At 40.7% G+C, this 14,823-nt stretch carries 8 protein-coding genes; all 8 read right to left on the bottom strand.

Annotated features, from left to right (window positions below):
* Positions 1–85: 85 nt before the first annotated feature.
* The 8 genes from N5O98_RS01505 to N5O98_RS01470 all read right to left on the bottom strand — a co-directional run bounded on the left by N5O98_RS01505 (position 86) and on the right by N5O98_RS01470 (position 14,822).
* Positions 86–754: a DUF3826 domain-containing protein gene (locus N5O98_RS01505; protein WP_008640524.1), complete on the bottom strand. Its 669-nt coding sequence runs from the start codon at positions 752–754 to the stop codon at positions 86–88.
* A gap of 2 nt (positions 755–756) precedes the next feature.
* The gene (locus tag N5O98_RS01500) at positions 757–2,496 is read right to left on the bottom strand and encodes a thrombospondin type 3 repeat-containing protein (protein ID WP_008640526.1); all 1,740 of its coding nucleotides are present in this window, start codon (positions 2,494–2,496) and stop codon (positions 757–759) included.
* Between the two features lie 326 nt (positions 2,497–2,822).
* Positions 2,823–3,677, bottom strand: coding sequence for a DUF6261 family protein (locus N5O98_RS01495; protein ID WP_004311799.1), 855 nt, complete (start codon positions 3,675–3,677; stop codon positions 2,823–2,825).
* A gap of 447 nt (positions 3,678–4,124) precedes the next feature.
* The gene (locus N5O98_RS01490) at positions 4,125–6,317 is read right to left on the bottom strand and encodes a RagB/SusD family nutrient uptake outer membrane protein (protein WP_008640534.1); all 2,193 of its coding nucleotides are present in this window, start codon (positions 6,315–6,317) and stop codon (positions 4,125–4,127) included.
* Between the two features lie 12 nt (positions 6,318–6,329).
* The gene (locus N5O98_RS01485; protein ID WP_004311797.1) at positions 6,330–9,716 is read right to left on the bottom strand and encodes a SusC/RagA family TonB-linked outer membrane protein; all 3,387 of its coding nucleotides are present in this window, start codon (positions 9,714–9,716) and stop codon (positions 6,330–6,332) included.
* 29 nt (positions 9,717–9,745) lie between these two features.
* Positions 9,746–11,182, bottom strand: coding sequence for a DUF4992 family lipoprotein (locus N5O98_RS01480; protein ID WP_008640536.1), 1,437 nt, complete (start codon positions 11,180–11,182; stop codon positions 9,746–9,748).
* Positions 11,183–11,353: 171 nt separating this feature from the next.
* A complete protein-coding gene (locus tag N5O98_RS01475; protein WP_022199817.1) occupies positions 11,354–12,247 on the bottom strand; it encodes a sugar phosphate isomerase/epimerase family protein in 894 nt (297 codons plus the stop codon).
* Between the two features lie 301 nt (positions 12,248–12,548).
* Positions 12,549–14,822, bottom strand: a complete 2,274-nt coding sequence (locus N5O98_RS01470) for a GH92 family glycosyl hydrolase (RefSeq protein WP_004306231.1) — start codon at positions 14,820–14,822, stop codon at positions 12,549–12,551.
* Position 14,823 lies beyond the last annotated feature (1 nt).

The raw sequence follows: 14,823 nt of genomic DNA, 5'->3' as shown, positions 1-14,823 counted from the left end.
CGAGCCACCCTTTCCACCATCAAACAAACTAACCATTTACAATGGGAAAGAATTTCACTTCTTTTTATAGTATCTTATTTTTTAATTATATAGAACCTCCACGGGCTTTTATACGTTTATACCATTCCTCTCGTTCTTTCTTCAGGTCATATCCACGTTTAGCCAGATAGTTGTTGATACGTCCTTTGTATTTTCCGAAAGCAGCGTGTTTCTTATTCGAATTTTCTGCATCCAACGCAAATTCACGTGCCTCTATCAACCAAGCATAGATTTGAGCTTTTTCTTCTTCTTTCAAAGTAGGAATCATGTCCAGATGTGAGTCATAAGTCACTTTTACTACTCCATAAGTCATGCCATCTTTAACAGTTTCTATTTGCTTTTCATCAAGAAAGAGAGATAAATTGGCAGGAAAAGCGAAATGTGAACGATATAGCGCCGCATCTTTTTCATTTTCCGCAGCTTTCAAAGCTTCATTTTTAGCCTCACCAGTCAACCCGGATTCTTTTACTTTCTTGACTTTCGCATCCCGTACCTCATAAATATCATTTAATTCGAAGTAACGATTGGCTATGACATTGCGAACATCTTCGGCTATTTTCGCATCTGTAAGTCCGAGTTTATCAACGATCTTTTGTGATCGGCCGACAATAGACTTTACATATTCAGGATCACGGTTCTCTTTATTTAAGTCGACTGCTTGCGCAGACATCCAACCGGAAATAAAAAGCAATGATAGTATCAGTATCTTTTTCATAATTACATTAATTTTCCTTTTTCAGCCAATGTATCGTAGTTGTTCTTCATATCTCTCCAATCTACTTTATGCTTTGTGCTGATACCGTTGATATATTTTTCAATATTCGTATATCCGTCACCAGTACAGTCTTTATTGGCATCACTCGGATCGTTCGGATTTAATCCGTTAGCAATTTCCCATTCGTCCGGCATACCATCTTTGTCTGTATCAACATAAGGAGTACCTTTGTATTCAGGATAACCACCCATCTGGCGAACATCAGTAATAATACCCTGCTTATAAGAATCTTTCGGCAAACGACGATACTTGAACTGTCCGTCTTCCCCCATTGACTTAGGAGACAAACCTGTCAAGTCACCATAAGCGTCTTTAGGAAGTTTCTTTTCATAATAAGGAATACCTGTTCTTACTTCTTCAATCACGCGTTCGTCAACAATATCACGACAAGGAATATTCGCACCTACATGTTTCAATACATAGTCATAAGCATCTTTAGCCCCCATGATATTGATATACGGCATCTCGAACGGCTTATAGCTACGCATGTATTCAGTATATCCGTCAGTGTTCGGTTGAGTTTCAATCTGAATACCGCCATTCCAGTTGTCTTTAGTTATTTCAGGATAGCCTTCCATTATATTTCCGTCGGCATATACTCGCCCATATTCTTTATGATCCAGCTTACTACGTCCTGCTTCCGGTTTCAAGATACGATGTCCTACATTGGAATCCTTAGGAGTAGCAGGTCCCGGTTTGTAGTAGTTGTTAATCATATTGAACATTGCGGTATAATCACCACCATCGGAAGAACGGTGCACCCAATTGAATACTACATTATTAACGAAATTGAATATGCCATTCCAGCCGATAGAAGGATTACGTCCGGAGTTACTAGCCCAAAGGTTACGGGCAAATGCACAGTTCTCACCACCTAACGTACTACCAAATGCATGATTGTATGTATCTAACGCTTTTGCCGAGATAGTATTTTGAATAGTTACGTTTACAGTAGGAAGTTTCAAGTCTTTGCTTTCATATTGTCCTTCACTCGGGTCGTACATGTGGCGATAGAAAGAAATGTTTTCATCCAATCCCCACGTACAAGAGCAGTGGTCGATCATTATATTACCAACAGGGTTACCTCCGAAAGAGTCATCACGATGCCATACTTTCGTTTCTCCACGACGGAAACGCATGTGACGTACCACCACATCATGTGTATCTACCCAAAATGATTCTCCAGCAATACAAACACCGTCTCCCGGAGCTGTTTGTCCGGCAATAGTTACGTAAGGAGCACGGACGATAATCGGAGATTCCAGACGGATGATACCAGCAACATTGAATACAATAATACGTGCACCACCAGTTTCACATGCTTCACGGAAAGAACCCGGTCCACGATCATTCAGATTTGTGACAGTTATCACTTTACCTCCACGACCCCCAAAACTGTACATACCACCACCTTCAGCACCTGGGAATGAAGGGATATCAGCCTGCGGCAAATCGTACGGACGACCAGCCCAAGGAATATATGGACGTCCTTCTCTAGCTTCTTTTTGTACTATCGGCAACGCTTTTGCCCATGCTTCATCAGAGCGTTTCCGCTCTTCAGTCATCATTTTTGTATAATTTTCTTTGGCTTCGCCAGATATTTGTGGGTATTGCGCCCATGCAACGGTCGGAGTCAACATTGTTGCAGCAAAAACTGCTAAAAGTACCTGTTTCTTCTTCATTTTTATTTGGTTTTGTGAAGTTGTTAATTCAAAAATACAATAATAAGACGAAAGAAGAAAAGATTTGTAATCAGTGATGATGATCTTTTATCAAATGCGGGGGAGAGAAACGACTTTCCAGTCTCCAATGGTCCGTGTAGTACTATCGAGAATCACTTTGCTGAAAAGTGTCTTTTTCTGCCGGTCATTTCTCTATCGGAAGAAAAAACGACGAAGGAAGGAATGTGTCACACACGAAATCCGAATAACCGGAATAGCTTGGTGTAAAAGAAAAGAGGGAATCTTAAGATTCCCTCTTTTCACATTTTCTCTTCTATTAGCTGCCGTCAGAGAGCCGGATCGGGAGCTTCGCCACTGTCGCTGCCACCGGAAGGAGGAGTTACTCCACCGCCTTCATCAGGATCGGGAGCTTCACCTTCACCAGGCGTTATCGTTCCGTTGCCTCCGGAAGGCTTTGAGGGAGCCGTAATACCTTTACGACGATTATAAGCAGCTTTTGTTTCGGCTATGACTTGGTTGAGAGCAGTAAGAAACGCTGAAGCTTCCGTTATGGAGGGAGTCAGTATATTGACAGCGGTTATGTGCATCACCAAGTCATCGTAGAGTGAATCAAGCTGCGCACGCACAGTCTTTGAGTCCGCAACCGATTCTGCTGTACGAGTAACGGAACGGGCGTCTGTCAGTGCCGAATAGTTTTTATTGGCGGTTTCGAGTGCCGTTAATATGGCATCCAAATTGAGTGCCGTAACGGCGGTTTTCACGGCTTCCTTGCGGAAATCAAGCAGTAGTCCGCTGATGGCTGCCGTTTCCTCCATATTGCGCATGCGTGCCAGTCCGGTATAAGGGCGCACCGTGATTTCCAAGGTATTATATGCATCTCGTTGCGCTGCCAACGGTGAGTTTTTGGCCGCACGGACAGTAGCCAACAAATAACTGACATACGAATCGCGTTCGGCATCCAGTTTCAGTAAATCCTTTGTTTCGGCGTTGGCCGTGGAACGGTTCACCAGGTCTTCCATTTGTACCAACTTCGGCTTGATGCTGTTCACGATGTTTGTTACTGTCAGTTTGGAAATACTTCCTGCGGTGAGGAGTGTCAGCACACGATTCATGAAATTGGTGTACTCAGTGTTGTTCAGTTGTGACAGTGTGATACCGTCTGCTTTTTGATAACTTCCCATAATTTTTTCTTTCGGGATTCATACTTGTTCTATCTATCTCTGAAAAATTCGAAGTCCGGACAAGCCCGCGAAATGGTTGCTGTAAATTCGCGGACGTTTTGCATACCTGTGAAAGCATTTTTTAAAATTTGCAGGCGTTTTTCAAGCTTGCAAAAGCGATTTAAAAAGTTTTCCGGCATTTTACAAGCTTGGGAAAGCGTTTCTGGAAGTTTGCAGGCATTCAGCAGGCTTGGGGAAGCGTTTTGAGAAGTTTGCGAAGGCAAAGATAACTAAAATCAGCTGATTTAACGAACAAAAATTCACCAATTCCTGCCGTCTTCTCAAAGAAAAGAGGGAGGAACCGGTGAATTTCTATGGTTTTCGATGCCGAAGCATCCTGTGATTCATCTCCGATGTAATTATCCCTGCACCGAAATGCAGGGTTCTTATCGAAGGAAGTTGAGTTTTTTATTCAGCCAGCGGGTCAAAAGTACCGTTTGCGCCACCGTTGTTGTAATCTCCCCAGCCGATGGTTTGCAGCAATGTACTATTATTACCCTGGATACCTTGATGGAAACCAAGGATATAATACCTTGGAAGGAACGCGATATACAATGGAGAATGGCTATCATCATAAGAATCGCCTTTCTTTGTCTTACGGGTCAAATAATTTGAATAAAATCCTTTCAGCCTATCCTGTTCGCTGGCAAGATCCTTTCTCAAATCCATTGCAGCCGGACGGGTAATTCCAGCTTTTACTAACGGATCGTCGTCAACATTTGTTCCACCAATGCCACCGTTTACAGTTGTACGGAATTCAAGATTCTCGCGACGTTGTCCGTTGAGTGGCTTAAAACCAAGATATGTACATGTGTTTCCACCCCAGCCAGTCAGTTTCCAAGTAGCAGGCGCACCTTCAGGAAGTTCTATGCCGCCATCAAACAACATCCAGCGACGCATATCATCGAAACGTTTTCCTTCGTATGCCAATTCAATTTGACGTTCATACATGATAGCTGCCATACATTTAGCTTGGTCACCATCCAAACCTGCTTCCAATCCATAATTATTTTCAGCTTTATAACCAACACGAGCACGGATTTTTTGTAATTGATCAACGGCAACTCCCATCTCACCCGCATTACATGCTGCTTCTGCATAATTAAGTAATACTTCCGCATATCTAATCTCCATATACGGCGCGGCAGAACGTGTGAATCCCCCGGACTTTTCATCATAGACATAACGGGCAATAGCATTCACATCTCTGTCATCAGAGCGTTTACGTACATAAAAACCTTTTACATCATTAAGGAGACCATCAGCGCCATAGGTCACACTGCTATTGGCTTCAATATCATCTACATAAGCTGCATCCGTATACCAGGTATAGTTCCAAAGTTCATAATCAGGACCATTGTGCGGGTATCGGTTCCCTTGTGTCGTAGGATTACCGACAAACGACCAACGAACTCCCGGGAAAGCGAATGTACGATAGAAGCGCGGATCACGATCGACGAAAGGAAATTCGCGATAATAAGGTATATCTGATTTAGTTAACGTATTGTATGTTTCACAAGTTGCAGGTATCTTGCCGTCAGACATAGGAAACATATCTACCAACATGGCGGAAGGTGTTTTGCCACCTCCTCCTCTAGCATTGTACGGCCGGATGCCATTTTCCCATGTATTATTCTTACGATAATCAGGAACTCCTTCCGTCAGCGTGTTGTGTAGCGTTACAAATACAGCTTCTTGACTCGGCACTTCAGTAAAAAGATTAGCCCAACCGGAAGCGTTCACACCGGGATTACTTTCATTAGCCAAGCCATATCCGGCAGCTGTCAGCACGTCAATAGATCTTTTTATATCATTGTAAGCCTGTGTCCAACGAGACAAATCATTGGAGCGATTAAATAACGGACTGGCATATAGTACACGTACTCGACCCAACAAAGCCACTGCTGTACCGGAAGTAACACGACCGTAATTATCACCAGACATCCATTGTCCGGCTCCCGTAAAAGGTGCTAACAATGTTTCAGCTCTCTCCAAATCGTCACAAATAAATTTGAAACAATCCTTTGCGGAAGAACGGGGAACAACAGAACTTTCAACAGGTTCCTGTACTTCCGTAATGATGGGCACACCACCATACCATTTCACCAAATTATAATAGCACCATGCACGAAAGAAGTAAACCTGCCCTAACAACTCATTCTTTTCTTCCTGCGAAAGCGTGCTTCCTTCAATGCCTGCAATGACATCATTAATATTACGAATACGTCCATAAGCGGAAGTTATAGGATCACCTTTCGTTCCTTCAAAGTAATCAGGTACAGGATTATTTCCGGTTTGATAAGTCAACGGCTTGAGTGGATCGACAAAAGCACTGAATCCACTATATTCTTCAGTCGACTTAGATTGGTCGTCTGCTAAACCGGTACTGTTATACATTGAACTGGGAGTAGCCTTAGGATCTGGCAGACATACTCTATAAACATCTGCTACACGTCCCAGTGCACCACTCCAATAATTATAAGCATCGGCAGTAGTGCTGTCAAAGTTCTGCTTGTCTTGCATGAACTGGTCGCTACAAGAAGTAAACGCAGTCATCGCCCAAAAAGCTACGCTGATACGGAATATATTTTTTCTTTTCATTTTACTGTTCTTTTAGAATGTTAAATTAACACCAATCGTGAATTTACGCAGGGTAGGATAATTCCCATAAGTAGTCATCGGATCAATAAAATTATCCGGATAAGGATTATAGAAACTTAATAGATTCTGTCCTGTAATGTTAAAACGGCAACTTTCGATACCTATCATTTTTGTATATTTTGACGGTATACGGTAAGCTAATGTAACGCGATTCAGTTTGACACGTGTTCCGCTTACTCTCCAGAAAGAAGAAGTTACTGCATTCACGCTGCCCCATCTCAAGTTCGGATATTTTCCATTGCGATTGGCTTTCACCACTACATTACCTGCTGCATCTACTACGTCGTTATACACAAACATATTGTCTGTAGTCCAGAACGAAGGCATATTTGCATATTCCAAATCATTATACTTATTAGCCGATGTTCCTTGGTTTCCTAAAGAAATTGCATCATCAGGCAAGAAACTATAACCACCCCAGCTCGCATTAAACTGAGCTGTCAAAGAAAGCCCCTTCCATTCTGCGTTCAGGTTCATTGTCATGCTGTAAGGATTGCTTCGATTAGATAACCGTACTTGGTCATCTTCAGAGCTAACCACACCATCCGGTCCGGCGTATGTACCATCATCTTGTCTGGCTCCACGCACGTCTTTATAAATCAACATACCCGGTTTTACATCTTCTTTAACGTTACCCATATAGGAAGTAATATTGTACTTGGCAAAATACTCGTCAATATCCTGATAGCTGCGGAACATACCGATACACTGCATACCCCAGATGCCTTGATCCAAACGATCACCCTTCTTATAGCTCTTATAAGTAGGCTTCTGATCCCAGTCTCTTACCAAAATCTCATTATCACTATACCCGGTGTTCAACTGAATTTTATACTTAAAATCCTTACCTATCTTGTCTCTCCATGTAGCAGACAGTTCGACACCATAAGTATTCAATTCTCCATAATTCACTTTCGCAGAATTAGCTCCCACTGTAGATGGAACAGAGGCATTATAACTAAGCAACATCTCACGGTTCCATTCATAGTAAGCGTCAATATTGAATGATAAACGATTATCGAGAACATTGAAATCAAGCCCCAAATTACCTTTATAAGATTTATCCCAATGAGCATCCCGATTGATTGCTGCATTGTTTTTATTCATTGTGAGGTGACTACCGGCATTGGCCTCTGTACTAGTGCCAAATACTGGCCCTTTATCCTTATCTGTTCCGTAAGTCTGCAACCATTGCCATGCTGTTGTATTATCACGACCGGTCAAACCAAAAGATGCACGCAACTTTAAGTAATCAATCCATGTAACGTTCTTAGTAAACCATTCTTCTTGTGAAACCACCCAACCAGCAGATACTGACGGGAAAAATCCCCAATAATTTTCAGGAGCAAACTTGGTGGAAGAATCCGAACGAAGCAGGAACTCCAGTAAATATTTGTTATCATAAGAATAATTCAAACGACCGATATAAGATAAATTACCCGACTCAAAACGAGTGAATTCTGTACTAGGAGTACTATTCCAGTCTACCGAATTAGATTGTCCTGTCGTAAATTCGTATGGGTTAGTAACCATACCGTACAAATATTCTGTTTCTGATTCAGACTTTTCAATGGAGAATAAACCTCCTACAGAATGTAGTCCGAAATCCCTATTATATGCTGCAGTAAAGTTCATCTGATAGTTATCCGAACGAGTCATGGAACGAGACAAATATCCAGTAATATCACTTGTACTGGAGTTAACCACCGGTTTTCCACTATTTGCCAAATAAAAACTAGTATTTTCAAATGCACTGTTATCCGCTCCTTCAATTGGAGTATACAAATGTTCTCCACTACCAGAACGAGTCTCCAAATAATAAAGATTATAAGAAGTACCATAATCATTTGTCTTATTCGTATTGACACTCTTCGAATAAGTAAACTTCAATTTCAGTCCTTTCAACCATTTATTCCATCCGAAATCGTATTCCAACCCGGCATTAATATTCATGTTTGATGTCATGTTTCGTTTATAGTCGCCATTATTCTGAAGTACATTGAAATTGTAATTCTGAATATTACTTACCGATGAATTAGTAGGACCGTAAGCAGCTACCGCATATTCACCCACATATTCGGGAATATAATAAGGATGTGTCAACAGCGTATTGTAATCTTTCTCTGCAGACGAACCTCCGACCTGATTCAGAGGAGTATTTTTCTTTCCATAATCACCGGAGACCTGTACATTCGCTTTTATCCACTTGCTGATTTTCACATCTACACCAGCACGGTAATTCCAACGATTGTAATCCAGCTTACCTAAGTTACCATCCTGATCAAAATAAGAAATTCCGGCAAAATAACTGGCTTTTTCAGTAGCACCGCTCAGGTTTACACTATGCTGCTGCGTCAATGCGGATTCCCAATATTTATCCAGTAAATCATAGTGCAAACTTTTCATGGCATTCAACTCATCCTGCTGAAAAATAGCTCTTAACGGATCAATACTTGTCTCCGTCGGGTCAGCCATACGTACTGCATTCCATAACTTGCCATACTCATACGCATTCAACATCTTAGGACGAGATACTTCATCTGTAATACCAAATGTTCCATTATATGAAATTTTAGGCGCACCTAACTTTCCCTTTTTTGTGGTTACCAGAATAACACCATTTGCTGCACGAGCACCGTAAACTGCTGCAGAAGCATCCTTCAAGATAGAAATACTTTCCACAACTGATGGATCTAAGTTGTTAAACGCTTCCGCACCCAAATTAGTATAAGTACTTCCCACTTTTACTTCCGTAGGATAAATGTAACCATCAATAACATACAATGGCTGCAGGTTGGTACCTCCCATTTCTTCCAACTCACCATTCTGACGAATAGTAATCGTAGCGTTTTGTCCCGGACGAGTATCACCTCCGTTTACAGAGATACCATTTGCCAAACCGCTCAATGTACTGGCCAAACTTCCACTTGAAATATCCTGAATATCATCAACGGGAACAGTGGCGATAGCACCAGTCAAATGCGCTTTCTTCTGCGTACCATAACCCACAACTACAACTTCATCCAATTGCTGCGTATCTTCCTTCAAGATGATCTTTGTCAATTTGAATGGAGCAGAAAAACGTTGTGGTACATATCCTATATAAGAGATTTCCACTTCCTTACCATCAGGAACATTCAATGTGAAATTTCCATCTAAATCCGTTATTGTTCCCACTGTTGTTCCTACAACCTTTATGGCAGCTCCAATAATAGGTTGCTCGGTCTCATCCAGCACAACTCCTTTGAATGTTTTAGTATTCTGTGCTATTGTCGGCAAAGCCATCACAAAAGCTAGAAGCAGGCTGATACTGATTCTATATATATTCTTATGTTTCATCTTTATCGTATTCTAGATTTATTATCTTTTTAATTTAACCAACGCGGGTCGCCACTACCATGAGCAAATACTTCGGGAGCACTCGGAGTAAAATCACCGTTTGCAGCATCAGCGAATCCCGGATCCACGCCATAAGCAGAATTGCTCTTATCACCATCCGCACGATTTGAAGTCTCATCCAGTGGCAATGCGCCATTGTACCAATAACAGTTATTTTCAAAAGTTGCAGCTACCTTTGTACCCTGCATTCTTATACGACGATTGAAATTTCCCGAAAATGAGTCAATAAACAAATTGTTCTTTGAAATTACCTCATTATGTGTCTGTGACCAACCATTGCCATTAAAACTCTGTCCGGAATAGGAGAGATTATAGAATGTATTGCTTATAAATGTCATCGATCCTCTTGACCAACCATCATAACTGGTTGTTTGTCCACCTCCATAACGTAAAAAACGAGAACCGTTTTGGTTATGACTATAAATCGTAGAGTTACTTATTTCGAAGTCTTTCACAATCGAACTGCTAGAGTTAAAGTTTATCAGGTCAGCAGCTTGATAGCAATCTATTACACAATTTCTGATTGCAAAATTTTGAATACCATACTTCTTTCCGTTAATGTGAACTAAGTATTTTCTAACAGCCTTGATATTGCAAGATTGAATAACCATAGGATTAGTTACTTTTCCATGATCGGTTCTCTTTGTATCCAATATCTCTTCCGGAACATCACCAAACTTTAAAAAAGCCCCATCTGTCACTACATCACAATCAAAGTTGATAAACTTCAAGGCTAATCCTCCACCACAAGTAATAATAGAAGCCGGAGCAGTGAATTTCACATTCGCATTCCCGCGTGTTTTATTTCCGCGCAACTGTACATTATTTACGCCAAAGTTCAAATCTCCTGAAATATAATATGTCCCTCCTGCTTCCAGTTCGAAAGCAACTTCTGTATCTTTTCCCGTAGTCACCGGATGTTCAGCAAAATATGTAGTCAAGTCTGTACCATTAGGAACAAGCGTTGCGGCAACAAGTGTAGACCAACTGATTTCAGTGGCGGAAACGGAAGCTGTATTATTCAACTTTTCATTCCCCAATGCTGCAATCTCAACCTTATAGTTCGTATCTTCTACCCAAGGACATACTACAGCCGTCCCGTCTACAATACTGTCCTTCACTACAGCTACAGGATGATCAGGGTCATCTACAATGTACATAGAAAATTTATAACCACCTGCCCCCATAACAACAGACCAAGTAACTTTTACATTATTTTCAGTTGTAGCCAGTTTTTCAAAAGCCACATCCGATGCTTTCGGCGAATCCAATTGCGTATTCGTCACGCCACCGGAGAAGGTTTCTTCATCAAAACCATCTCCAGCGCAAGAGCCCATAAATAAAATCATCGATAAACAAGCTATGCTCCCGACAACTTTCATTTTAATCTTCATCTTACTCTTCATAGATTAAATTTTAATTTAAACAAAAATAATACATTATATCTTCAAAATCTAAAAGTTCTTTTAAGGAAAGACGTACAATCAAAAAATATGTAATCACTTAAAAGAATAAAAAAAATAGATTTTGCATTTTTTTCTCTCTCTTTGTAATATTAACTATATCATAATATCCTCCTATCTCTGTTGAAACACCTCTTTCAAATACTTAATATTCGTACTATAATTCTTTTTCACGTTCCGCACGTCATCCTTATCGCGCGAACGTTCTACTACCAGCCATCCAATCCATCCCATCTTATCCAGCGTCTTTTTCACCTTATTCATGTCCAATCGTTCATTATAAGGTAAAGTCACTTCATCTGTGTCCGTACAGTGAATCTGGCAAATCCTCTTTTTCCCCAGAATCTTCAACTCCTTGCACAAATCCCTTCCATTCTCCAATGCATTTTGAAATTTAAAATAGATCTTGATTCCGGGAGAATTAATTTCTTTCAGTAGTTTCACATCTCCTTTTGCATCCAATTGAGTTTCAATACCAATCACCACCCCTTCAGAAGCTGCCATATCTCCTACCTCCTTCAAGCGTTTTACAACTTCTGTCCGTAGTGCCGGAATCTTTTCCCATCCGGCTTTGATTCCTCCCAAAGGAAGAAAGGCAACTTTGGCATTCATCACTTTCATGGCATGAAGGCAATCCTGAACTAAATCTTTATAGTTAGCTCGTTCCAGAAAAGACTGTCCATAGAAACCGGACATAGCAATAGAAGAAACTTCTAATTGATATTTTTGAGCAGTTTCACGAAATAACTGCTGGAAATGGGGCTCGCGCAATTTATTATCAAACATTTCCCTCTTGCCAAGACCACCCATATCCAATTCTACACCGTCACCATTCAATTCGTGTACCAATTGGAATGAACCGATTTTCTGACGTTTCAGAATCATCCAGTCACATACGGCTATTTTATAACGTTGTTCCTTTTGCTGCGATCCGGCAATTGCCAATAGAGGAAAACACTCTGCAAGTATCAATATCCAAAGGATATGTTTAAATAAATTTCTTCTCATTTTTTATTTTATTGCATACGATTTACATAGTAGACGTATGGAATAGATTTTTGTAATCACCTATAAAACAGAGAATAACTAAAAATACTACGGAGTATAATTTAATAAAAGTAAGATAGTGACGGTATCCAAGACAAATAGTGACGCTATCTTAGTCCGATACCGTCACTATCCCGGGCATATACCGTCACTATTTTCGAAGAAGTAATAACAGAAGTAAATGTAAAAAAATGGGCTGCCGGACTATAAGAAGTCCGACAGCCCTGTCAACCCAAAAACGATACCTATGAAACACTGTGTGTTATTTCAAATCAAACTTTAAATATTTGCCGTGAACAAGTTCATCATGTGTGATATGATATTTATTGAACTTCTTGCCATTCAATAGTACCTTATCAATATATAAAGCTCCTGGTTGAGTACGATTGGTTTCAATCACCAATTCGTTCTCTTTATACCATTTCGGATCTAACCGGATCGTTACCTTATTAAAGACCGGAGTCGTCAATGTATATTCGGGCAGTCCGGGACAATCCGGATAAAAACCGATCATATTGAAAATAGCCCAGGAAGACATCGTTCCCGTATCATCATTTCCTGGAATACCATCAGGTTTTGTTGTAAAGTACTTATCTAATAAACGCTGCGTCTCTTTCTGCGTACGCCATTCTTCACCTTTAAAGTATGAGAATAAATGAGCATAAGCAATATCCGGTTCATTTGCCGGGTCGTAAAGTCCTTCGTCAAAAACCATTTGTAGTTTATCGATAAAAGGTTTCTTTCCCCCCATTAATTTCGCCAAGCCATATACATCATGTGGTACATAGAACGTATAATTCCAGGAACTACCTTCATGGAAACCGGGATTCGGTTCAAAGTTCTCTCCTTGTCTCGGATTAAACGGGCTATAAAACGTTCCATCGGGGAGAATCGGACGGAAAGTACCAAATTCTTTACTATAATAATGTTTGTATCCTAAAGAACGTTTATAGAACATCTCTGCATCTTTCTTTTTACCTAAAGCAGCTGCAAAACGAGACAATGCAAAATCGGCAATATAATATTCCAATGCATGAGAGACGGAATTGTCATACTGTTCACGAAGGGGTACATATCCTTTAGACATATAATCATCATTATCAGGACGCATCAAGTTTTCCGCCCCCGGTAACGTAGCAGATTTGTACATTGCCTCATAAGCCAAATCAACATCAAAGTCACGCAAACCTTTCATCCAGGTATCTACAATTACCGGAATACTCGGATCACCTTCCATTGTCAATGTTTCTCTGCCATATAATTCCCACTTAGGCAACCATCCATGTTCACGATACATATCAAGCATTGTGCGCACCATTTCCATCTGACGTTCCGGATAAACCAAGGTCAGCAATTGATGAACATTGCGGTAGGTATCCCAAAGAGAAAATACGGTATAGCGATCACCTTTGGTTGTCAGGATCTTATCACTTTCCATTGCCGGATATTCTCCGTTTACATCCTGCAAAATATTAGGATGAATCAGCAAATGATAAAGCGCTGTATAAAACACAGTCTTTTGGGCATCTGTACCACCTTCCACTGTTATGCGTGACAAGTCATGATTCCATTTGGAACGTGCTTCCGCATGAATCTTCTCAAAATCCTTTCCAGCCTGTTCACGATCCAGATTCAAACGGGCATTTTCTATGCTTACAAAAGAAACTCCCATTTGTACTTCTACTTGTTCACCTTCTTCTGTATCGAAGGAGAAATAAGTACCAATGTCATCTCCTGCTATTTCTTTTCCGTAGCGAGTATAAAGTTTATACTTTCCCTGATCCTTATCCCATTCAGCCTCAACCCCCATCATCGGACGTTGTTTCTTCCAATACCCTGTTGCAGAAGGATTCTTCTTAACCCGCAATACAAAGTAAATGGGGAATACAGCTTGAGGATTATAACAAAATGTGCCAAGTAGTTTGACTCCTTCCACTTCGCTATCGCTTACACGACGAAGCATAGCGCCACTCTCATTCGTTAACCCCTCACCCAAATTCAGCAGGATGTGGCTTTTCCCTTTTGGGAAAGTAAACCGGGCAATACCGCTACGCGGAGTAGCCGAAACTTCTGTTTTTACATTATATTTAGTCAGATAATTAGAATAATAGCCCGGTGAGGCCTGTTCATCCTTATACTTACTACCATATTCTTTATAATCCACATTCAGTTCTCCGGTAGTAGGCATCAATAATAAAGAACCTAATTCCGGACAACCGACTCCACTCAAATTCACATGAGCATATCCGGTAAAGAAACAATTTGTATATTCATAAGGCGTAGACCACCATCGGGCATCTTTATCGTATGTGTTTTCGGAAGATCCCATCACATTGAAAGGAACCACAGACATCATACCATTGGGGCAAATCGCTCCCGGATTGGTCGTTCCGAAATTTGTAGTTCCGATAAAAGGATCCACATAATCTATCAAAAGACTTTTATCCGTATTTTTAAGGGGAGGGCTCCCCCCTTCCCCCGCATAGGCGGAAAGAAGGGAAAAAGCAAGTGTGTAAGTTAATATAATACGTTTCATA

It is taken from the genome of Bacteroides sp. LFL-34 (genome assembly GCF_027257075.1).
GTDB lineage: Bacteria > Bacteroidota > Bacteroidia > Bacteroidales > Bacteroidaceae > Bacteroides > Bacteroides ovatus.
Note: the sequence above shows the minus strand (reverse complement) of the source record. Positions and strands in the feature narration are given on the sequence as shown.

Coding starts and splice junctions, on each gene's coding strand:
- N5O98_RS01505 (WP_008640524.1), bottom strand. CDS start 754: ATGAAAAAGATACTGATACTATCATTGCTTTTTATTTCCGGTTGGATG.
- N5O98_RS01500 (WP_008640526.1), bottom strand. CDS start 2,496: ATGAAGAAGAAACAGGTACTTTTAGCAGTTTTTGCTGCAACAATGTTG.
- N5O98_RS01495 (WP_004311799.1), bottom strand. CDS start 3,677: ATGGGAAGTTATCAAAAAGCAGACGGTATCACACTGTCACAACTGAAC.
- N5O98_RS01490 (WP_008640534.1), bottom strand. CDS start 6,317: ATGAAAAGAAAAAATATATTCCGTATCAGCGTAGCTTTTTGGGCGATG.
- N5O98_RS01485 (WP_004311797.1), bottom strand. CDS start 9,716: ATGAAACATAAGAATATATATAGAATCAGTATCAGCCTGCTTCTAGCT.
- N5O98_RS01480 (WP_008640536.1), bottom strand. CDS start 11,182: ATGAAGAGTAAGATGAAGATTAAAATGAAAGTTGTCGGGAGCATAGCT.
- N5O98_RS01475 (WP_022199817.1), bottom strand. CDS start 12,247: ATGAGAAGAAATTTATTTAAACATATCCTTTGGATATTGATACTTGCA.
- N5O98_RS01470 (WP_004306231.1), bottom strand. CDS start 14,822: ATGAAACGTATTATATTAACTTACACACTTGCTTTTTCCCTTCTTTCC.